The sequence below is a fragment of the Bacillus sp. SD127 genome (assembly GCF_058566445.1).
This window is the reverse complement of the sequence record NZ_CP191226.1, coordinates 3,109,719-3,130,711: the sequence shown is the minus strand read 5'-3', so window position 1 is coordinate 3,130,711 and position 20,993 is coordinate 3,109,719. Positions and strand designations below refer to the sequence as shown.

Sequence of the window (20,993 nt, the reverse complement as noted above, 5' to 3'; positions counted from 1 at the left end):
TGTGGCAAAACAGACTGTCGGGATATGTGAGCTATGCGGGCGGAGCGATGTCCAGCTGACAGAGCACCACCTCACACCGAAGGAAGAAGGCGGAACGTTCCTGCCGACTGCGATGCTTTGCATCCCTTGCCATAAACAGATCCACGCCTTGTATACAAATCAGGAGCTGGCAGTTCGACTGTCCGGAATAGAAGAGCTCAGAAACGATCCGCAGCTTGCCCGGTTTGTTAAATGGATCAGAAAACAGCCGCCTGAAAAGCTGATTAAAACAAAGAAGTCCAATGAACGGAAAAAGAAAAAATAAAAAGCAGCCCTCTCTTTGCAGAGCGGCTGCTTTTTATCCGTTTCCAACCATATCCTGATCGCTGACATCGGGGTCTATATAATTTGTCGCGTTGACTGCATTGTTTAAAAGAAGGAAATCTCCCGTGTTTCCTGCTCCCGAACCGAGCGCAGATTTTGAAGAGCTTTTCGGAGAAAGGTAAAAGGAATCACCAAAGTTCACGACTCCGCCCGATATGGAATTGATAGCTATAGGCCCGACAATTGCTGGCATAGACGACACCCTTTATAGAAGTCTCTGTTTATTATATGCCCGTGCCGGACGATTGTGAGTTTGGAGGCAGAATCTGACGGATATGTTTAATCCGCGCGTCGCCGCGTACGACCGAAGCTGAGCCTGCGTGAAAGACGGAAGAGGATGAGACCCCTTGAATTTTGATGTTGCGGACATGGATGACAGGCACCTCATGGCAAAAAGCGGTTTGCACGCCCGTTTCCGGAAGAAGCTTCACAGCGTGCTGATCAAAAATAGGGTACTCCTTTCTGTTAAATGAGCCCTCATTTTCATAAAACGTTGAAAGCGAGCGCTGAACAGCGAGCACTTTTATTTTCATATCAATTTCGTTTGTATCGCCTGCTTGAAATACGCTTGATATTCCGAGTGAGTTAAACTTAATCTGTCTGATGCGTGATATACGCTTAAGCATGATTCGACGGCAGCGGAGCAAACGGACCGATAATAAGGGATTCAGGCGGCGTATCGAAAATAGAAGATAAATAGATGGATTCTGCGTCTCCAATTTGGAAAACAGAGGAACTGGATACACCGTTCATTCGGATATCCCCGACTTCCAGGCTGCGGTTGACGACGGTAAAGATCATGCTTGCTCATCTCCTTTCATCTCGGAGGGGATATGTTCGAGAAAATGTTCCACAGCACGGATCACGTCACGCTTCACATGCTCAGCGATATGTTCCGCATATTGTTTGGGCGGCGTGTTTTCTTCTTTTTTGATATGGGACATATAATAGTGAATCCGGCTGTCTATTTGTTTTCTGATGTCCTCAATTACATGATGCCGATTTGTGTCGTCAAGCCTGCTGTCATATTGGTTTTCTAGCTGCTCCAAAACAGCCGGGATTTCCTCGGTTAAGTACATGTCGACGTTCTGCCGGATTTGCTGCATGAGCTGGGCGCTCTCTTCCTGCTGCATCATTCCGATTTCCGGTGTAGTCTGGCTCACTTCAAAGTTTTGAACGCTGTTCGGTTCTGTCGGATTTAAACCGATATTCAGCGTGCCGTCGAGCCGTTCGATTTTCAGCTGATCAAATTTATATTCCACACGCTCAATGGTTGTGGCCGGCCGCTGTTTCATCGTATTCATTTCAGTTTGCATCTCTTTCAGCTGGCGTTCGAGCTGCTGAATATGCAGCGCCTGCTGCTGAACGAAGGAATTCAAATTTTGCAAGTAAGAGGAAATGGATTGATCATACATGTTCTTTCACCTCTCATCTTATTATTAACGGCCAGGGGGCTGGAGCGGCACCAATGATCCTGTATCGGGCCCTTCCGATTCAACCTGTTCCCCCGAAGCGGAAACTTCAGGTGCGGGTTCCACATAGCTGCCCGTATTATACAAGTTTGAAAGAGACTTAATAGATCCGGCGCTCCCGATTTGCAGTATGGAGGAGTTGCTGATTGATTCCAGCCGGAGATAGTTAATTTGGATGGTTTGATTGATATAAAAATTCATGAAGCACCGCTCCTTTACGCATTGCCTGCGATCGGCTGATCAACCACATCATTGTCGTACACATTCGTTGCGTTTTTATAATTCATCACCTTCAGACTGTCACCGGTATTAAAGCTGCCTGCCCCGGCAAACGTTCTGACCTCGGCTTGAGGAGAAATGGTAATGCAGTCTCCGATATGAACGACTCCGCTCGTACCGACCGCATTAATTTTAAACGCTCCGACAATTGCCGGCATACGAGCACATCCTTTGTTGGAAAATTGAAAAAAGGCAGGTGAAGTAAGGACAAGATTTGTTTGTGCTGGGCTATTCACGATAGCTTATGACAAACGCACATTTGTGTGAGAGAAAATTAAATGGGGACATGCCGGAGAGATTTTAAAAAAATCCGTTTATTTTTTCCAGATGAAGGTTTAAACATTTCAGAAGCTGGGTATTGTCTATGGCCAAGCGGAAATGCGGCGATGCTGCCGCTGTCCGCCTGCGTGATTGTATATTGTTTTGCGTTGGTGTATGTGCAAAAGAGGTACAGGAAATGTCTTTCGGAGTAATTCGTGCTGCTGGAGTGTTATCTGCCGTGATGTTTCATGCTGATCCAGAAAGGGTCTGCTGTATTGTTCAACATGTTGTTTTCGGGCGGCAAATTCTCGACCTGAAGCATGTCTCAGGATGTTGATGAGCAATAGCGGCGGGTGAGGCGGGAAGCCTTTAAATACATATCATATGATCACACACGGGCGTTTTGCCCCCAAGAGGTGATTTCTTCTTTAATTCGAATATTGAGCAGACTGTCCAGCTCTTGGCTGCATTGAATCGTTTCTTTCGAATTCATACCGTATTTTTGTGCTGTTTCAATTAGCATAACTCTCATTTCTTCAATTTTTGTATTCATGAAACAATCTCCAATTCTAGATTTTATTTTGATGCATACTGGATATAGATAGTATAACCTATTTTGGCTGAAAAGGTTGCCTTTCGTCAATTTGACTAAAAAAGCGACAATTTTTGCTGCGGTCTTTTTGACTTGCTCTGGTGGAGAAAGGACTATAGTCTCGCCAGGTGTACTTGTAAAAAGTCCTGCCGCTCTTCGATTTCGCGCAGGATATTTGCTTGCTCCTTCTCTAATTGTAAGGGGCTTTTTTTCATATGCGGATCATCGCTTGCTCTTTGACAAATGTCAAAATGCCAGTCCCTGATAAACGGAGACAGACGGTCAATCGTAAACTCCCGGCTCAGCACGTTTTTCATTAGCGCGTGATATTGTGCCCGGAAAGCTGGGATGGAGAGAAGTCTTGACGCAAGTGTACGGCCGTTTGTCAATAGAGGGTCTTCTTCTGTAAATCCGTATGCGGCAAGCGCTTTTGTTTCCATTGGAGCGATGTGAAAGCGGCCGGCCTCGTTCAAACAAAAGCTGTAATAAAAGGCTTGGCGGGTGCAGGCGCTGCCGATCAGCCACAGGAAAAACAGCTTTACATCAAGATACATTTTAATTCGTTCGGCAAATTCGTCATCCTCCGCTTTACAGATCAGCGTGAGAAATTCACGTAAGTATGCGGTGCGCTGTCTGTTTTCAATGGAAGCTTCGTGTTTGAAAACAGACAGCGGAACCCTCGGATCGGTATCCTTCACTTCATAAATGGCTCCTTTCGGAAGCCGGCGATTCTCATCGAGCCCATCAATTTTTAAATAAATGCCTTCCCTTTGGCCATTGATGATCAGAAAGATGTAAGAAGCATCCTGGGAAGCGACGCCGATTTGATGAAAAAAACAATAAGCAAGCCTGCGCCGCATCAGTGAAGGATCATCTTGTTCCGCATTCAGATAAAACTTTTTTTCACCGAGCGGAGACTGATCACAGTTTATTTCATAGGACGCCTTTTGCAGGCTGTCACGCTGTGTGAGAAGAATGGGAGAAACGATTCTGTCTGTCATCATCAGTCCTTTGGCAGTCCCCGTTCTGTTAAGCTGCTGCCGACGAAAAAATAAATGTATGCTTTCCATATTCTTTCCTCCTCCTCAGAAGCCATTTGTATGATATGTACAGCGAGCCAGTCCCGAAACGGGAATGAAAACACGCATTTGATAAAAAGGAATTTCAGCATTCGACAGAGAATAACTGAAGTAGAACTCTGATTTAAAAGATGATGGAGGAATAACATGAAATTTGCGACAGGGGAACTTTACAACCGAATGTTTGTCGGCCTGATCATTGAAGATGATAAAATTATGGACTTGCAAAGGGCTGAAAAAAAACTGTTTGAACTTGAGACGATTCCGAGTTCGCTGATTGAGTGTATCGCAGAAGGGGATAAATTTGTTGCGCATGCAAGGCAGCTGGCCGAGTGGGCGAAGAAACCAAATGATGAGCTTGGGTCATTTATTTACTCATTATCTGACGTGAAGCTCCATGCGCCTATTCCTAAGCCGTCAAAAAATATCATGTGCATCGGCAAAAACTATAGGGATCATGCAATTGAAATGGGCAGCGAGGCTGACATTCCGGAGCATCCGATGGTATTTACAAAATCGCCTGTAACAGTCACTGGCCACGGTGATGCGGTAAACAGCCATGAGGAGGTCACCTCTCAGCTCGATTACGAAGGAGAGCTTGCTGTCGTCATCGGAAAAAGCGGCACCCGCATTTCAAAAGAAGAAGCTTATGACCATATTTTCGGATACACGATTGTGAATGATATCACGGCGCGGGATCTGCAAAAAAGACATAAGCAGTTTTTTATCGGAAAAAGTCTGGATACGACATGTCCGATGGGACCTGTGCTTGTACATAAATCGTTAATCCCCGATCCGGAGCGCCTTAAGGTTGAAACGAGGGTCAACGGCGAGCTGCGCCAATCCGGCTCGGCAAGCGATATGATTTTCTCTGTCGCGGAATTAATCGAAACCCTTTCAATGGGGATGACGCTTGAAGCGGGGGACATCATTGCGACCGGCACGCCGTCTGGGGTAGGAAAAGGCTTTACACCGCCGAAATTTCTGCGGCGAGGCGATCAAATCGACATCACGATTGAACCCATCGGAACGCTGTCAAATCAAATCGGCTGATCATAAGGAGGGCGGCACAGGAACCGCCCGCTTTTTCTGTGAATCATCTTTGTAGCCAGGGACAAGTTCGTGGTACTATAAGTGGGGTAATGTTATCTGATAGGGGGAACATGTATGACACACATGCATATTACATCATGGGTGGTAGCGCTGATCCTGCTTTTCGTCAGCTACTCGCTGTATTCATCAGGAAGTGCGAAGGGCGCCAAAATCACTCATATGATTCTGCGGTTATTCTATATCATTATTATTTTGACAGGTGCTGAGCTGTTTGTCCGTTTCGCCAACTGGAACGGGGAATACGCTGGAAAAATGCTGCTTGGCATTATCACCATCGGCCTGATGGAAATGCTATTGATCCGCAAGAAAAAAGAAAAATCAACTGGCGGACTGTGGATCGGCTTTATCATTGTCCTTGTGCTGACAGTGCTGCTCGGTCTTCATCTGCCGATTGGATTCCGATTATTTTAATAGAAAAAGCTTGAACCCGGTTCTAAAGAGAATCGGGTTTTTTTATATGGTTCCTCCCTGATATTCCAAATCATTTAAAATAACCTTAAAATTCCCTGTAAGCGGTATCTCGGCCTATGAAATTATGATACTCTTCAAAAAGATTCATTATTTTACAGGAGGGATAACATGAAACGAAGAAAATTCAGCTCTTTTTTGGCGGCAGTGCTCATTTTCGCACTGATCTTCAGCCTTTTTTCTCCAGGCACCAAAGCAGCTGCTGCCGGAACCATTGATGTAGCTGGTGTGCTGGAAAAAGGAAAAGAACAAACGGGAACCATGAAGGAACCGGAGCAGGCGAAATGGTATCAAGTGAATCCGGGAAAGGCAGATATTCAGAAAGACTCTCATATGGCACTGACTGTTAAGAGTGATGCTGTTCTGAATGTATCTGTCTACCCAAGCAAGGAAAAAGCGCTTAAAGATGAGACGTTTGACATGTACCGTTCCTACACAGCAGAGGATGGAAAGAGTGAAATTGTTTTTCCTTATGCATGGAGCGGCCCTTACTATGTAAAGGTTGAGAACCTTGGGGAAGAGGAAACGGAAGACGGAGGAAGCGCAGAAGCAGCTGCCGAAGCCAAATATACGATTGGATATACAGGCACCAAAAAGCAGCCCTCAGATCTGGAAGAGGCAGAAGCCTGCCCGGTGGAAATGAGTGTCGATCAGAAAAAATCGGGAAAAGGCATTCTGGCAAAACTGAGAGCGATTCGTGATGAGCAGCTCAGCCAAACAGCAGAGGGCAAAGAACTGACAAGCCTTTACTACAAAGCGGCTCCATTTATTGCTGCAAAACTCGCACTCAATAAAACAGAGAGAAATGAAGTCTATCAAGATCTTGTGACGTTAAAACCGATGTTTGACGATGTGTCAGAAAATGGCGCAGCGTCTGCATATAAGGTAACCGAAAAGGATCAAAAAGCAATCAATCGGTTATATGAAACAGCTTTACAATCCGTTCCGTCTTTCCTGAAAAGGGATATAAAGAAACAGGCGGAGCGATTAAACATCACAAAGCTTGAGGGCAAGACGGCAGGAGCGGTTTTATCTGAAAACAGCCTGGCGGCAAAAAGCGAAGTTCAGACAACAAAGGTGATTTTTAAGGTAAAAGACAATAAAAGCCTCTCATCAGTACATAACGAAATGAAGGGCTTTTCTGCCAGCGCGCAATCGAAACAAGACATTTCCAATGTGAAAAAGGCAAAGAAACTGTTTGACAACCTCTACTCTTTTGAACTGCCGAAGGATCAAAAGCAAAGCGGGACATACACGGCAAGCGCAAAACGTGTGAAAAGCGCTGCCGCGACATTATCCAAAATGTCTAACGTAGAATTTGCTGAACCGGTTCAGGAATACAAAAGCATGTCTAACGACGTTCAGTACTCTTACCAGTGGCCGCTTAGAAACAATGGTGAAAACGGCGGCATCAAAAATGCAGATGTCAAATATGAGCCTGCCAGCACATTGCTGTCCAAGCGCAAGCTGAACGATACATTGATTGCGGTTGTGGACACAGGTGTAGACAGTACGCTTGCTGATTTAAAAGGGAAAGTAAGAACCGATCTGGGACACAATTTTGTGGGACGGAATAACAATGCAATGGATGATCAAGGGCATGGAACGCATGTCGCCGGCATTATCGCCGCCCAAAGTGATAACGGCTATTCCATGACTGGCCTGAACGCCAAAGCGAAAATTATACCGGTTAAGGTGCTTGATTCAACAGGCTCCGGAGATACTGAACAAATTGCCCTCGGCATCAAATACGCAGCTGACAAAGGAGCAAAGGTCATTAACTTAAGCTTAGGCGGAGGCTACAGCCGCGTGCTTGAATTTGCTTTGAAATACGCGGCTGACAAAAACGTCCTGATTGCGGCAGCCAGCGGAAATGACGGAGCCAATTCCTTATCTTACCCAGCTTCCTCTAAATATGTCATGTCAGTCGGAGCGACGAACCGCATGGATATGACAGCAGACTTTTCTAACTACGGGAAAGGTCTCGACATCAGTGCGCCGGGTTCTGATATCCCGAGCTTGGTGCCGAACGGAAATGTGACGTACATGAGCGGAACGTCCATGGCGACGCCTTATGCGGCAGCTGCGGCAGGGCTGCTGTTTGCGCAAAATCCGAAACTTAAAAGAACAGAAGTAGAGGAACTCCTGAAAAAGACAGCGGACGATATTTCCTTTGAAAGCGCCGACGGTGAAGAAGAGGAAATGTATGACGATAATGGCGATCCAATCGAAATTCCCCGCATTCCAGGAGTTGACTGGCATTCCGGATACGGCCGGCTGAATGTGATGCAGGCTGTCAGCGCTGTTGATTTACAGGTGAAGGTCAATAAGCTGGAAAGCACGCAAACAGCCGTCAGAGGAAAAGCGAAAGAAGGCACGCTGATCGAGGTGATGAGCGGCAAGAAAAAACTCGGCAGTGCCAAAGCGGGAAAAGACGGTACATTTAAAGTCAGCATCCCGACTCAGAAACAAGATAAAGTCCTGCATGTGAAAGCCTCAAAAGGCGATGCAAAAACATCCATACAAGTGGTTGTCGTGAAAGGAAAACCATCCGGCACACCGAAAGTAAAGGCTGTCAAAACGAAAGACACAGCAGTAAGAGGCACGGCCAACAGCAAAGCGGTGATCAAAGTGAAAAACAAATCGAAAAAAGTGATCGCTTCTGGTAAAGCTGACGCAAAAGGTGCCTTTACGGTAAAAATCAAAAAACAAAAAGCCGGTACGGTGCTGTACGTCACGGCAGCTGATACGGATAAAAAAGAAAGCAAGGCTATAAAGGTTGTTGTAGAAAAATAAAGAAAAAGCGGTGCTGAAGCACCGCTTTTTTATTTGCGTCCCCGCTGGACCGCTGAATACATAATGGAACGTTTTCCATCGGAAGCCGTCCATTCGAACCGGTCGCCAGCCGCTCCTCTGCTGTAATGGTGCTGCAGCGCGCATTGGGCGGTATCATTTGAAAAGTGATAAAAGGAAACACCCTGTTCCTCTGAGATATTCGAAAAGACCTCTTTATTATAAGAAAACACGCAATCGAATACCGATAAACCAAAGCTGTGCAAATGCTGCAAAAAAGCGAGAAAGGTTTCATCATCCAGCGAATCCAGAAGCGTCATAAGCGGACGTTTTACCGATTTTTCATAGCGTATGCATTCTCCGCCGGAAAGGGAGATGTCTTCTCCGCAACATGTCAGAACCATTTTGTCCTGGAAATCGGCCTGCTCCCACTTCCCTTCGCGCTGAATCCAGATCGGTCTGTTTTGAAGACTTTCCGCCAGCAGCACTTCACCTTCCTGGTTTTCGATTAAGCATATGCCTTCTTCGACCAGAATGGTGCCGTATTCCCATTTCTGTTCATCTTTATATAGAAATTGTTTTCGTTTCATAAATGAAGTGCTCTCCTTTTTTCTTCGTTCCTCTCTTTTCTTTCCAATACAAGCCTGTCCCATACAACTCTTTTGTGGACAAATCAACTATCTGTCTATAGATGCATAAACTTACTAAGGTGCTGAAAGAAACGAATTTGATACCGAAAGAAACGGGATTGGAGCTGATATCACATGTGTGGAATTACGGGTTGGGTCGACTTTAAAAAGCAGCTCGTCCAAGAAAAACAAACGATGAACAGAATGACAGACACTCTTTCCAAACGGGGGCCTGATGATTCTAACGTTTGGGGAGAGCACCATGTTTTATTCGGACATAAAAGGCTTGCGGTTGTTGATATTGAAGGCGGACGCCAGCCGATGGCATGCACCTATAAAGGGGATACGTACACAATTATTTACAATGGTGAGCTGTATAACACGGAAGATCTGCGCAAAGAGCTGCGGGCGCGGGGCCATCAGTTCGAGCGGACATCTGATACCGAGGTGTTGCTGCACAGCTACATTGAATGGCAGGAGAATTGTGTGGATCGCTTGAACGGCATTTTCGCCTTTGCCGTGTGGGATGAAAAGCGTGATCTGCTGTTTGCGGCGAGAGACCGTCTTGGCGTGAAGCCGTTTTTTTATACGGAGCAAGGCTCTTCTTTTCTCTTCGGATCAGAACTCAAAGCCATCCTCGCACACCCCGAGGTGAAGGCGCGGGTGGACAGAACGGGTCTCTCGGAAATTTTCGGGCTCGGACCGTCCAGAACCCCGGGGACAGGCGTGTTTAAAGGCATTAATGAAGTCCGTCCGGCCCATGCGCTGACGTTTTCTAAAGACGGACTGAACATATGGCGTTATTGGAATGTCAAAAGCGAGAAACATACGGACAGCTTTGAAGACAGTGTGGCCAATGTGAGATCGTTGTTTCAGGATGCGGTGACGCGGCAGCTAGTGTCGGATGTTCCGGTTTGTACGTTCCTATCCGGCGGACTTGATTCGAGTGCGATTACCGCCATTGCCGCAGGCCATTTTGAAAAGGAAGGAAAAGCCCCGCTTCATACTTATTCGATTGATTACGAAGAAAACGACAAATTTTTTCAAGCGAGCGCCTTTCAGCCGAATGACGACGGGCCGTGGATTGAAAAAATGACAGAGGCCTTTGGCACGACGCACCATAAATGCGTCATCAGCCAAAAAGATCTCGTCGATCATTTGGAGGAAGCCGTTCTGGTCAAAGACCTGCCGGGAATGGCTGATGTCGACTCATCCCTATTGTGGTTTTGCCGTGAAATCAAAAAGGACTTTGTCGTCAGCCTGTCAGGAGAATGCGCGGATGAGATTTTCGGCGGATATCCGTGGTTCCATACAGCAGACGTTGAGTCCGGTTTTCCATGGATGAGATCAACTGAAGAGCGGGTGAAGCTGCTCTCCGATTCGTGGCAAAAAAAATTGAATTTGAAGGAATACGTACATGCGAAATACGAAGAAACCTTGGCCGAAACGCCGTTATTAGACGGTGAAACAGGTGAGGATAAAGCAAGAAGACAGCTGTTCTATTTAAATATGCTTTGGTTTATGACCAATCTTTTGGACCGGAAGGACCGCATGAGCATGGGGGCGAGCCTTGAGGTGCGGGTGCCGTTTGCAGATCATCGGCTCGTTGAATATGTCTGGAATATCCCATGGGAAATGAAAATGCATGACAACCGGGAAAAAGGCATTTTGCGAAAAGCGCTTGAAGGCATTTTGCCTGATGAAATCTTATATCGTAAAAAAAGTCCGTATCCGAAAACGCACCATCCTGAATATACAAAAGGCGTCAGCGAGTGGCTGAAAGCGATCAGGAGCCAAAAGGACTCCGTGCTCCATACCTTGCTGGACAGAAACCAATTGGATCAGCTTTTAGACACGGAAGGCTCCTCCTTTCAGGTCCCATGGTACGGACAGCTGATGAAAGGACCGCAGCTGATCGCCCATCTTGCCCAAATTCATACATGGTTTGAGGCGTATCGGATTGATATTGACGAGAGGTAGGTTCTATGCAAATGTTTTTAAAAGCCGGAGATGTATAGATTAAAATAAGAAAGGATAGATGGGCAGAGAAATATATGCTCTATCTATCCTTTTTTTTACAACAGCAATATCGAAGTGTTGTTGCGCCAAAGTCCCCACGTTCCTTCAATATGAATGAATAGGTTTTAATGTTCTGCCGATAAAACTAGCTGATACTGGGCTTAACTTTAATTCCCTAGCCCATACAGAAAGTTGACCAATATGGTGGATTTCGTGAGCGATTATATGGTGTAATATTTCATCTCGCGTATATAGAACATCTTTCTCCCAAGGAACGCTTACAAGTTCATCTTTTATTTGCTCTGAATGTGTTTCTAAAACATCAATAATTTCAGTTCGGAATGTATTTGAGAGGGATTTCACTTTATCGAGTGTATGAAAATCAGCGAACTGAACAACGATATCTTCTTTTCTTTGGATAGCACGAACCCAACTATATTCCACGTCAATAATATGAAAAAGGGTATATAAAATATTCTCTACCCCGCCAAGATGGTTTTTAAGTAACTCTTCAGTGCTTAGTTGATGACACCAAGTAAACCATTGATCTCTAACCTGCCAGTTATATTCAAAAAATTTTATCACTGAACTCACTCCATTACTATAATGTATTAAATAACAATTAGCCCTTTTTTCCGTGATTCCTCTTTTATTGAAGCAGTGATTGAGAAGTGTTTAATCTCTATCTGTTGTATGGCATTAAAAATAAAAAAGCATATCTCGTTGATGGTCCAGTTCAGACTAGGTATTCGAGGTTTATATGATTGAAGCAGCATGTTGCGCATTTTTCATTCTTGTTACTTTTACAAAGTAAGAATCGGCTTTTTCTTCATATACAATTAGGAGAAAACATAATAGACTTGAAGAAGCAGTGATACATAGGAGTGAAAAGAAATGAAAGAGATAAAAGAAGCCTATCAGCAGTGCGGACAGATTGTCAGCGAGTACGCGCCAGCCTGTTTCCAGGCATTCTCATTTCTCCCGCTGAAGCAAAGACAAGCTGCTTGGGCGGTTTTGGCGTTTTGCCATACGGCAGCCAGTGCAGACGAGAAGGCGATACCTGTATTTGAAGCTGAGGCTGAACATGTTTTTCAAAGGGCAAGTAACGGGAAACACGATTTGTGGAAAGCGTTCGACCATGCGTATCAGACATTTACATTAGACAGCGAGCCTTTTCGGGAGTTCCTTGCCGCAAAGAAAGATGAATCGAAGACGCATGAAACCCTTGATGAACTGCTCATGGATGCATATCAGACGGGCGGAAACGCGGGATTGATGCTGCTGCCGATGCTGACGCGCCGAAATCAAGATCAGCTCAAACAAGCAGCGGTCTCTCTCGGCTTGGCCATACAGCTGATTCGAATTTTAAACAATCTCGGAACGGACCAGCATCAAAAAAAACGCATTCCCCGCCAGGTGATGCAGCAATTCGGCTATACGGAAGACGATCTCCAAAAAGGCACCGTCAATAAAGCGTTCACGATGACGTGGGAGTACATCGCTTTTGAAGCGGAGGCTTACCTTGAAGAGTGCCTGGATGCCCTGCCGATTTTCCCTCAGTATTCTCAAAAAGCGGTAAAAGCTGCAGCTCAGCTGTACCGAGCCATTCTGGAAAAAATCCGAGCGGAGCAGTACAACGTATTTGGACACAAGCATGCCTTAACAGACAGCGAAGCAAAATTGATTCTGTCCGAGCTGTAAAAAAACACCCGGCTTGTTCTGCCGGGTGTTACGCCATACCTTTTTGAATCCAGATCCGTGAGCGCCATCTTCTGTACATTAAGATTCCCCGGACCCATTCGTCCGCGATAAAAGAAATCCATACGCCGGCAAGCCCGAAACCGAGATGAATGCCGAATAGATAAGCAAGCGGAAGGCCGATGCCCCACATGGAAATCATCGCCATGTAGACCGGGAATTTCGCATCCCCCGCGGCGCGCAGAGAGTTAATAATAATCACATTAAACGAGCGGCCCGGTTCAAGGATGATGGTCATCGCAATCAAAAGGCTTGCGGTAGCAATAATATCAGGGCTTTGTGTGAAGATGCCGATAAGGTCTTTTGAAAAGATTGTCATCAAAACAGATGTGGCCGCAGCGATTCCGAGCGCCCAATACAAGCTTTTCATGCAGCGCTCATAAGCGGCGTCAAACTGTTTGCCGCCGATATAGCGGCCGATTAAAATTTGTGTGCCCTGGCTGATCGCAGTCCCGAAGAGCAGAATAAACATCGTAATATTCTGCGTATACACTTTGGTTGTTAAAGCCTGCGCACCCATGATGGCAATAAAATATGTGACAATCATTTGCGAAAGGTTATAAGAAAGCTGTTCGCCTGCTGAAGGAATGCCGATTTTCAGCAGCTTGCGCAAATGGTCTTTATGCATATGAAATACTTTTTTCAACGACATCTTCAGCTGAATGCGTTTGTTGACAATGACAATCATCGCGATTAATCCGATAACACGCGCGATAGATGTGGACATGGCAACACCGGCTACGCCGAGAACTGGAAAGCCGAACAGACCGAAAATGACAACAAAGTTTCCGGCAATGTTTAAAATGTTCATGCCGATTGTGACAAACATTGTATCCTTTGTGTAGCCATAGCTTTTTAAGATCGCGCTGAATGTCATGATTAAAGCCTGAATAAAGGACAGACCTCCGACAACTTGTAAAAAGACTTTAGCGTCAGGCATCAGCTCATTTGATAATCCCATCATATGAAGCAGAGGAACTGCCGCAAAAAAGATGAGAGCGCTGATCGCAAGGCTGATGAAGAAGTTGGCTGCGATTGACACATAAGCGACTTCCATAGCTTCTTTCTTTTTCCGGGATCCTAAAAATTGTGAGATGACAACAGTTGTTCCTGTTGCGATAAAGCTGAACATCACGATAATTAAATTCAAAATCTGGTTGCTGACGCCGACTGCCGCCACACTGTTATCTGAGTATTGGCTCAGCATCAGTGTATCAGCATTACCCATAAACATATATAATGAGACCTCAATAAAGATCGGCCAAGTAAGCGAAAATAATGAGAACGATTTGTCAGCGGGTTTTTTCAAAGCAGTTGATTTGAAGACAGCTTGTTTCATAGTGTCTAACCCCTTTCGTAAATAAAATCAACGTTTTAAAGTGTACCTCCATTTCCTTATAATAAAAAGGGAGAGAAACGATACTTCTTGCAAAAATCCGACTTAAAAAGGAGGGTGATCAAATTGCCTCGCATCCTGTTTACAGTCCCGCCTTTTCCGGTATTTATCGCAGCCGGAGAAGGGGTTTTTAAAAAAGGAGAAACCCATGTCAAACGCGTTTTTTCTGTATTTGATCTGATATACGTCAAGCAGGGGACGTTATATATCACTGAAAATGAAAAATCGTTCTCTGTTGAAGGGGGCGAATATATCTTGCTTTCTCCCGGTCTTGAACACTATGGGACAAAGGGCAGTGATGAAGCGACCTCCTATTATTGGCTTCACTTTGATGAACATCAATATGAATTTACTGCAAAAGGGGGCAGCAATTGGGCAGAGCTTCAGCAGGAAAAGGGGAGCTTCGAGGAGCCGGCCCGCTATGGACTCGCATTGCCGAGAAAAGGCAAGGTGCAGCGCCCGCAATTTATGGCGCAGCAGTTTGAAAGGCTCATTGATTACTCCGCAGAAAACTCCGATTTGCCGCTCAGAAAACAAATCTTGTTTGAAGAGCTGATGCTGCACCTTCAAAAGGAGGCGTTTCAAATTCCATCTGCAAAAGAGCGGGTGGCATGGGAGGCGGCCCGATACTTACAGGAGCATTATAAGGAGAAAACGACAATCAAGGATCTGTCGCTCGCCCTGCACTATAATCAGGATTATGTGACCCGCTGCATGCAGCAAGTGCTTGGTGTCACGCCGGGGCAATACACAAATCGGGTGAGAATGACTGAAGCAAAGCGTCTTTTATCCTCGACAAATGATAAAATGGGCGTCATCGCGGAAACGATTGGAATGGAGGACCCGACATATTTTTCAAAGCTCTTTAAGCAAATTGAAGGCATTTCACCAATTGAATACCGGAAAATTGTCAGCCGGAAAGTTCAATGAGCAGACGAGGGATGAAGATGAAAACGACAATTTACGATGTGGCGAGGAAGGCGGGTGTCTCGATCACGACCGTATCGCGCGTCATTAACCATACGGGCCGGATCAGTGACAAAACAAGGCAAAGGGTCATGAATGTGATGAAGGAAATGGAGTACACGCCCAATGTCCACGCCGCTGCTTTATCGGGAAAGCGGACCAATATTATCGGCCTTGTGACGCCTGATATTTCAAACCCGTTTTACGGCGAGCTCGCGAAAAGCATAGAGGAAAGAGCGGATGAGCTTGGTTTTCAGATGATCATTTGCAGTACCGATTACGATCCGAAAAAAGAAACGAAATATTTTTCTGTCCTAAAGCAAAAAAACGTAGACGGCATCATTTTTGCGACAGGAATTGAGAATCATGACAGCATGTCAGCTTTAGAGGAAATCATTAGCGAACATATCCCGCTCGCCATGATTTCTCAGGATAAGCCCCTTCTTCCGATGGATATCGTTGTGATGGATGATGTTCTCGGCGGGTATGAGGCTGCCAAGCATCTTTTGTCACTGGGCCACACGAGGATTGCCTGCATTGTGGGTGATGGGTCAACGACAGGTGAAACAGACAGAATCAAAGGATTCCGGCAGGCGATGGGGGAAGCGAATGTGCCGGTCGATGAGTCGCTGATCGTTCCGACACGCTTCTCTTTGGAGAGCGGAAAGGAAGAGGCGGGAAAATTGCTGGACAGGGATAGGCCAACCGCTATTTTTGCTTTTAACGATGTATTGGCCTGTGCCGCCATTCAGGCAGCGAGAATAAGAGGCATCAAGGTTCCGGATGACCTGTCCATCATCGGGTTTGATAACACCATCCTTGCTGAAATGGTCGATCCGCCCCTGACAACGGTAGCCCAGCCGATTAAAGAAATGGGGCAGCGCGTCATTGAACTGCTGGGGGAAGAAATCGAAGGAAAACGAAAGGCAAAACAAAAAATAGTGTTATCACCCGAGCTAGTGATCAGACATTCTACAGCACCGTTCAAGAAAAGAATCCGATAATGCAGCGGGTTCTTTTCTTTTTGACAGCGAAGGCGAAAAAGATATTGCATGGGAAGAAAGGACATTGTAAAATGAAATCACCTTTTGAGAAAGCGCTTGCGCAAAAATATATCGGCCAAATAGTGGATGAACCGCTATTTTTTTAATCATTCTGGTAAAGCGCTTTCATTAGGTGAAAAAAAAGGAGAATAAGGAGATGAGGACATGGGGAATCGAGTAAGATGCGCGGTATTAGGGTTAGGGAGACTGGGATACTATCACGCAAGAAACCTTATGACCAGCGTTCCGGGAGCTGAGCTTGTCAGTGTCGGTGATCCGATGACAGAAAGAGCCGAGCAGGTCGCTAAAGAATTCGGGCTTGAAAAATGGTCGGATGATCCGCATGAGATTTTAGCAGATCCCGAGATTGATGCAGTGGTCATCGTAACGCCGACAAGCACACATGGGGAAATGATCATCAAAGCGGCGGAAAACGGCAAGCAGATTTTCGTTGAAAAACCGCTGACATTAAACCTTGAGGAATCAAAATCAGTTTCTGAAAAAATAAAAGAGACAGGTGTCATCTGCCAAGTCGGTTTTATGAGGCGTTTTGATCCTGCATATGCGGATGCGAAACGGCGGATAGACGCGGGTGAGATCGGCAAACCCATCTATTATAAAGGCTTTACACGCGATCAAGGAGCGCCTCCCGCTGAGTTTATCAAACATAGCGGAGGGATCTTTATCGACTGTTCCATCCATGATTACGATATTGCCCGTTATTTGCTCGGAGCGGAGATCACTTCTGTTTCCGGACACGGCCGGATTTTAAACAACCCGTTTATGGAACAATACGGCGATGTTGATCAGGCGCTGACGTATTTAGAGTTTGATTCCGGCGCAGCGGGAGACGTCGAGGCAAGCAGAACCTCTCCATACGGCCATGACATCCGTGCAGAAATTATCGGGACAGAAGGCAGTATTTTCATAGGGGCATTGAGAAACCAAAATGTGACCATCCTGACCGCTAAAGGGAGCAGCTATGAGATCATCCCAGACTTTCAAACTCGTTTTCATGAAGCCTACTGCTTAGAACTGCAGCATTTTGCAGAGTGCGTCCGGAATGGAAAAACACCGATTGTGACAGATGTCGATGCGACGATCAATTTAGAAGTCGGCATCGCCGCGACCGATTCGTATCGAAGCGGCAGGCCTGTACAGCTTGATGTGGAGCGTGCTTATACAGGTATGTAAAAGTTAATAGGTTCCATTTGAGGCTTTTCCGCCAAAAAAAGCAAGGACAGTTTAGCCCTTGCTTTCTCTTTTCTCATATAAATAGTACATATAATCAGTAGGTACGCCTGAATGGTCCAGCTGTCTTAGCATGGCTGTCACGTTCCCTCTGTGATAAGTGCCGTGATTGACGACATGCAGGATGGTGTCTGCATAGGTTGATTCCAGTGTACCGAGTTTCGGATGCTGCATGGAGAAGGTCTGTTCTAAGTCCGTTTGGCGGCTGAAGAAATGATGATACTGTAATTCCAACTCGGAAGCGTGCAGTTTAATCGCTTCCATATTGCCATGCGCGGACTCGAATTTGCCTGTGCCGTCTATAATCTCTTGGTAGTCCACTCCCGAAAGAACGTTCAGCCATATGTAGTCAGCCCTGCACATATGAAGCAGTACGTCACTGACTGAAGGGAATACGCTCTTTACTTCTTGATAAGCAGTTTCCTCCGGCAGGTGTTCGATATGGTTCAAGATTCGCTTGTTCGCCCAGGAATGGTAGTCATAAAACTGTTTAGCATCAGTCACAAACATCGCCCCCTTTTCTAAATAGAATTCGATGTTTGGGCTGTGGTTTCCTCCAGTTAACGAAAGATCGAGAACAAGAAATAGACGGCGGCAGCCCACATTACCACCGCAGAACATTTGTTTACGATCAACATAAGCCTGCCGCTCGTATCTATCGTCTGAAACAGCCGGCCCGCTATTGCAAGACTGATAAACCAAATCCAAGACACAGCGATGCAGGCGGCCATAAAGAGCCATTTCTCCAGTCCAGAATATTGTAAAGAGCTTGTACCGATGACGCCGACAGTGTCTAAAATGGCGTGCGGGTTTAACAGAGACACGGCTGCGGCAAATGCGGCTTGTTTCTTTGCTGTGAATATATTGTTTTCTTTGTCATCCGTTTTCGGACGGCTGTTCCATGTCACCCAGCCCATGTAAATGAGAAACAAAAATCCCACGGCCATCATTCCCGTCTCAAAAACAGGCACCTGCTGCACAATGACAGATACACCCGCAACCGCTAACACAATGAGCAGGGTATCGCAGACAGAAGCACTGATGACGGCTGGAAGCGCCAGCCAAATATGCCTTTGCCACGCTCCCTGCTGAAAAATAAACACATTCTGCGCCCCCAGCGGCAAAATTAAGCTGAAGGCCAGCACGATTCCGTGAATCATTGCATTCATGCTGAAAAACTCCTTTCACATCTGTTTTTCTCATAATAATAGAGAAGATTTTACATGTCTCCGGCCATTTGGTTGGTTTTGAAACCAGCCAAATGTATAATGTGAAAAAAAGGGGGCTTGACGTTGTCACATTGGCAGCCAAGCCGTGAATCAGACATTCCGCTTCATCGGCAAATCGAACAATATATAAAAGAAAAAATTCTCCATGGCGAGTGGGCTGTAGGGACGAAAATTCCGTCGCAAAGAACGCTGGCGGATATGTTTCAGGTCAACCGAAGCACAGTGACATCGGCGATTGATGAACTCACGTCTCAAGGTCTGTTAGAGGGGAGAAGAGGCGGCGGCACAAAGGTAGTAAACAGCACATGGAGCGTGCTTGCGTCAGCTCCGCCGCTTGATTGGAGCACCTATGTCCGCTCAGGGATTCATCATCCCAATTCTTCTATCATTCAGGATATCAATAAAAACGAGGCGCGAGCGGATATCATTCGGCTGGGGACGGGAGAGCTTTCACCAGAGCTGCTGCCGGCTGAAACGATGCGCAGGATGTTTCAGCAAATCAATCCGCATGTTCTGTCTTTAGGATACGAACAGCCGAAAGGAAATATAGACCTGCGGGAGGCGGTGGCTGAGCATTTAAAAACAAAGCATATCAATGTGTCACCTTCAGCCATTTTAATTGTATCCGGCGCACTGCAGGCGCTCCAGCTCATTTCGATCGGGCTTTTAAAGCGGGACTCAGTCATTTTGACAGAAAAACCTTCCTATCTTCACTCTTTGCATGTTTTTCAATCCGCAGGGATGCGGCTTCGCGGTGTGCCGATGGATGAAGAAGGAATGCAGGCGGGGCTGATTTCAGCTTACCGGAAGCAATACGGGGGCCAGCTGCTTTACACAATTCCGTCGTTTCATAATCCGACTGGCATTGTCATGTCAGAGAAGAGAAGGGAAGAGGTTGTCAGTCTGTCAAAAAAAGAGCAGCTGCCGGTCATTGAAGATGCTGCGTACGGTGATTTGTGGTTTGAAGAACAGCCGCCGCTGCCGTTAAAGTCGATGGATCAGGAAGGCAATGTCCTGTATCTCGGCACGTTTTCGAAAACAGTAAGCCCCGGTCTTCGAATCGGCTGGCTGGCCGGCCCGGAACCAGTTATTGAAAGGCTGGCTGACATTAAAATGCAGACGGATTACGGATCGAGCGGCCTCTCTCAATGGGCCGCGGCGCAATGGCTGTCACAAGGATATTATGAAGAACACCTCGCTTGGGTAAGAAAGGAGCTGAAGAAAAGGAGAGACGCGGCACTTCAGCTTCTTCAGCAGTATGCAGGAGATATTGCAGAGTGGGAAATCCCAGCCGGCGGCTTTTATATATGGGTCACATTCCATAAACAACTGCCTGTCAGGCAGCTGTTTCTTGAATTATTGAAACAGCAGGTGCTGGTGAACCCCGGTTCCGTTTATGACGGCGATGACCGGCGCAGCATCCGGCTGTCGTATTCCTATGCGTCTCTTCAGGATCTGAAAATCGGCATCAAGGCGGCTGCAGATACAGCCCGCCGCCTGATGACGCAGGCTTAAGCTAGACGATGACAGCTCCCAGCGCTCTCGCAAAGGCCATTGCGTGCTCAGGAGCAATTTTGCAGCCCTTTAATTTGTCTAGTGAGACATGGATCTGTTCAAACCGGCAGGAGCTGATGTCCACGTTTTGAAGTGACGTACCGGTAAAGTTGGCGCCCTCCAGTTCGCACGCATCAAAGTGTGTCTGCTGAAGCGCCATGCTGCTGCATTCACTTTGCAGAAGGACACAATGATGAAATAGAACGTGTTTCATACTCGAATAATAAAATGAACTGAATTGTCCGTGACATTCCTCGAACGATACATTCCGCAGCGTTGAGTCCGCCAGGTTCATCCCGACCATTTTCGATTGCTTGAATAAAGTTCTGTGCAGAACAGCCCCGCTGAAATCGGCGTTCGATACATCACATTTTTCGAAAATCACATCTGTCAGCTCAATAAAACGAAAGGAAACATCGATAAACACGACATTCCGAAATATGGTTTTTTCAATACAAAGCCTGTCTATGTCCTCACCGGAAATTGAACAATCTTCAAATAAATGCATGCTGATCACATCATCTGTTGCAGCCGTTTCATGAAAATCGGCAGCTTGCAGGTTTTCTGGTACGTACGGTTTTTGAATCGCTGTTTTATTCATCATTTGACATCCTTTACATTCCTGAATGACCTAAAGCCATCAGGATCAATTTCATTGATCGTTTCCGCGGATTGATACATATAGTAAAACGTGAAGAGCCTTTTCTGGGTGCTGCACCCCGCTTGTT

General features: G+C 46.1%; 23 protein-coding genes and 1 pseudogene. 10 read left to right on the top strand and 14 right to left on the bottom strand.

The window, feature by feature from the left end; genetic code table 11:
• Position 1: 1 nt before the first annotated feature.
• Complete coding sequence (gene hlpB, locus ACQVGS_RS16400) at positions 2-304, top strand: HNH nuclease-like protein HlpB (RefSeq protein ID WP_024120842.1); 303 nt, start codon at positions 2-4, stop codon at positions 302-304.
• A gap of 33 nt (positions 305-337) precedes the next feature.
• Here the strand turns inward: hlpB and ACQVGS_RS16395 are convergent, their stop codons facing one another.
• The 8 genes from ACQVGS_RS16395 to ACQVGS_RS16360 all read right to left on the bottom strand — a co-directional run bounded on the left by ACQVGS_RS16395 (position 338) and on the right by ACQVGS_RS16360 (position 4,037).
• Positions 338-556, bottom strand: coding sequence for a spore germination protein (locus ACQVGS_RS16395; protein ID WP_010333667.1), 219 nt, complete (start codon positions 554-556; stop codon positions 338-340).
• 31 nt (positions 557-587) lie between these two features.
• Positions 588-989, bottom strand: coding sequence for a spore germination protein GerPE (locus ACQVGS_RS16390; protein ID WP_095713668.1), 402 nt, complete (start codon positions 987-989; stop codon positions 588-590).
• Complete coding sequence (gene gerPD, locus ACQVGS_RS16385) at positions 982-1,164, bottom strand: spore germination protein GerPD (RefSeq protein ID WP_024120844.1); 183 nt, start codon at positions 1,162-1,164, stop codon at positions 982-984. Before gerPD ends, ACQVGS_RS16390 begins: the two co-directional genes overlap by 8 nt.
• Positions 1,161-1,778 (bottom strand): spore germination protein GerPC, encoded by a 618-nt coding sequence (locus ACQVGS_RS16380; RefSeq protein WP_127695508.1) that lies wholly within the window; start codon positions 1,776-1,778, stop codon positions 1,161-1,163. The genes gerPD and ACQVGS_RS16380 overlap by 4 nt, the downstream gene beginning before the upstream one ends.
• A 24-nt stretch (positions 1,779-1,802) precedes the next feature.
• Entirely contained in the window at positions 1,803-2,036 is a 234-nt protein-coding gene (locus ACQVGS_RS16375; RefSeq protein ID WP_024120846.1) for a spore germination protein GerPB, read from the bottom strand.
• A gap of 14 nt (positions 2,037-2,050) precedes the next feature.
• A complete protein-coding gene (locus tag ACQVGS_RS16370; protein WP_010333672.1) occupies positions 2,051-2,272 on the bottom strand; it encodes a spore germination protein in 222 nt (73 codons plus the stop codon).
• Between the two features lie 491 nt (positions 2,273-2,763).
• Positions 2,764-2,928, bottom strand: a complete 165-nt coding sequence (locus ACQVGS_RS16365) for an aspartyl-phosphate phosphatase Spo0E family protein (RefSeq protein ID WP_024120848.1) — start codon at positions 2,926-2,928, stop codon at positions 2,764-2,766.
• A 152-nt stretch (positions 2,929-3,080) separates the two neighbouring features.
• On the bottom strand, positions 3,081-4,037 hold the full coding sequence (locus ACQVGS_RS16360; protein ID WP_255003956.1) for a CotH kinase family protein: 957 nt from the start codon (positions 4,035-4,037) through the stop codon (positions 3,081-3,083).
• A 156-nt stretch (positions 4,038-4,193) separates the two neighbouring features.
• On the opposite strand from ACQVGS_RS16360, the gene ACQVGS_RS16355 reads away from it, so the two are divergent.
• The 3 genes from ACQVGS_RS16355 (at position 4,194) to ACQVGS_RS16345 (ending at position 8,423) form a co-directional block, all read left to right on the top strand.
• Entirely contained in the window at positions 4,194-5,099 is a 906-nt protein-coding gene (locus tag ACQVGS_RS16355; protein WP_024120850.1) for a fumarylacetoacetate hydrolase family protein, read from the top strand.
• A gap of 114 nt (positions 5,100-5,213) precedes the next feature.
• Complete coding sequence (locus ACQVGS_RS16350) at positions 5,214-5,570, top strand: YisL family protein (protein ID WP_044156468.1); 357 nt, start codon at positions 5,214-5,216, stop codon at positions 5,568-5,570.
• 168 nt (positions 5,571-5,738) lie between these two features.
• Positions 5,739-8,423 (top strand): S8 family peptidase, encoded by a 2,685-nt coding sequence (locus tag ACQVGS_RS16345; protein ID WP_255003960.1) that lies wholly within the window; start codon positions 5,739-5,741, stop codon positions 8,421-8,423.
• A gap of 29 nt (positions 8,424-8,452) precedes the next feature.
• Here the strand turns inward: ACQVGS_RS16345 and ACQVGS_RS16340 are convergent, their stop codons facing one another.
• Positions 8,453-9,010, bottom strand: a complete 558-nt coding sequence (locus tag ACQVGS_RS16340; RefSeq protein WP_024120853.1) for a DUF2777 domain-containing protein — start codon at positions 9,008-9,010, stop codon at positions 8,453-8,455.
• Between the two features lie 174 nt (positions 9,011-9,184).
• Between ACQVGS_RS16340 and asnB the strand changes: the two genes are divergently transcribed.
• The gene (gene asnB, locus ACQVGS_RS16335; RefSeq protein WP_127695502.1) at positions 9,185-11,029 is read left to right on the top strand and encodes an asparagine synthase (glutamine-hydrolyzing); all 1,845 of its coding nucleotides are present in this window, start codon (positions 9,185-9,187) and stop codon (positions 11,027-11,029) included.
• 144 nt (positions 11,030-11,173) lie between these two features.
• On the opposite strand, the gene ACQVGS_RS16330 is transcribed toward asnB, so the two are convergent.
• Entirely contained in the window at positions 11,174-11,653 is a 480-nt protein-coding gene (locus ACQVGS_RS16330; protein ID WP_255003965.1) for a DinB family protein, read from the bottom strand.
• A 286-nt stretch (positions 11,654-11,939) separates the two neighbouring features.
• On the opposite strand from ACQVGS_RS16330, the pseudogene ACQVGS_RS16325 reads away from it, so the two are divergent.
• Positions 11,940-12,769: pseudogene (locus ACQVGS_RS16325) on the top strand (phytoene/squalene synthase family protein).
• A gap of 28 nt (positions 12,770-12,797) precedes the next feature.
• Here the strand turns inward: ACQVGS_RS16325 and ACQVGS_RS16320 are convergent.
• A complete protein-coding gene (locus ACQVGS_RS16320) occupies positions 12,798-14,165 on the bottom strand; it encodes an MATE family efflux transporter (RefSeq protein ID WP_059293074.1) in 1,368 nt (455 codons plus the stop codon).
• A 123-nt stretch (positions 14,166-14,288) separates the two neighbouring features.
• On the opposite strand from ACQVGS_RS16320, the gene ACQVGS_RS16315 reads away from it, so the two are divergent.
• From ACQVGS_RS16315 to iolX, 3 genes are all read left to right on the top strand, one after another.
• On the top strand, positions 14,289-15,152 hold the full coding sequence (locus tag ACQVGS_RS16315) for an AraC family transcriptional regulator (RefSeq protein WP_095713660.1): 864 nt from the start codon (positions 14,289-14,291) through the stop codon (positions 15,150-15,152).
• A gap of 17 nt (positions 15,153-15,169) precedes the next feature.
• A complete protein-coding gene (gene degA, locus ACQVGS_RS16310; RefSeq protein ID WP_283912896.1) occupies positions 15,170-16,192 on the top strand; it encodes a transcriptional regulator DegA in 1,023 nt (340 codons plus the stop codon).
• Between the two features lie 204 nt (positions 16,193-16,396).
• On the top strand, positions 16,397-17,425 hold the full coding sequence (gene iolX, locus ACQVGS_RS16305; RefSeq protein ID WP_024120861.1) for a scyllo-inositol 2-dehydrogenase: 1,029 nt from the start codon (positions 16,397-16,399) through the stop codon (positions 17,423-17,425).
• 51 nt (positions 17,426-17,476) lie between these two features.
• On the opposite strand, the gene ACQVGS_RS16300 is transcribed toward iolX, so the two are convergent.
• Positions 17,477-17,986: a DinB family protein gene (locus ACQVGS_RS16300; RefSeq protein WP_188323677.1), complete on the bottom strand. Its 510-nt coding sequence runs from the start codon at positions 17,984-17,986 to the stop codon at positions 17,477-17,479.
• Between the two features lie 56 nt (positions 17,987-18,042).
• Entirely contained in the window at positions 18,043-18,651 is a 609-nt protein-coding gene (locus ACQVGS_RS16295; protein WP_106020570.1) for a LysE/ArgO family amino acid transporter, read from the bottom strand.
• 117 nt (positions 18,652-18,768) lie between these two features.
• On the opposite strand from ACQVGS_RS16295, the gene pdxR reads away from it, so the two are divergent.
• A complete protein-coding gene (gene pdxR, locus ACQVGS_RS16290) occupies positions 18,769-20,226 on the top strand; it encodes a MocR-like pyridoxine biosynthesis transcription factor PdxR (RefSeq protein ID WP_127695494.1) in 1,458 nt (485 codons plus the stop codon).
• 1 nt (position 20,227) lies between these two features.
• Here pdxR and ACQVGS_RS16285 read toward each other — a convergent pair whose 3' ends face one another.
• The gene (locus tag ACQVGS_RS16285) at positions 20,228-20,866 is read right to left on the bottom strand and encodes a pentapeptide repeat-containing protein (RefSeq protein WP_491831832.1); all 639 of its coding nucleotides are present in this window, start codon (positions 20,864-20,866) and stop codon (positions 20,228-20,230) included.
• Between the last annotated feature and the right edge of the window lie 127 nt (positions 20,867-20,993).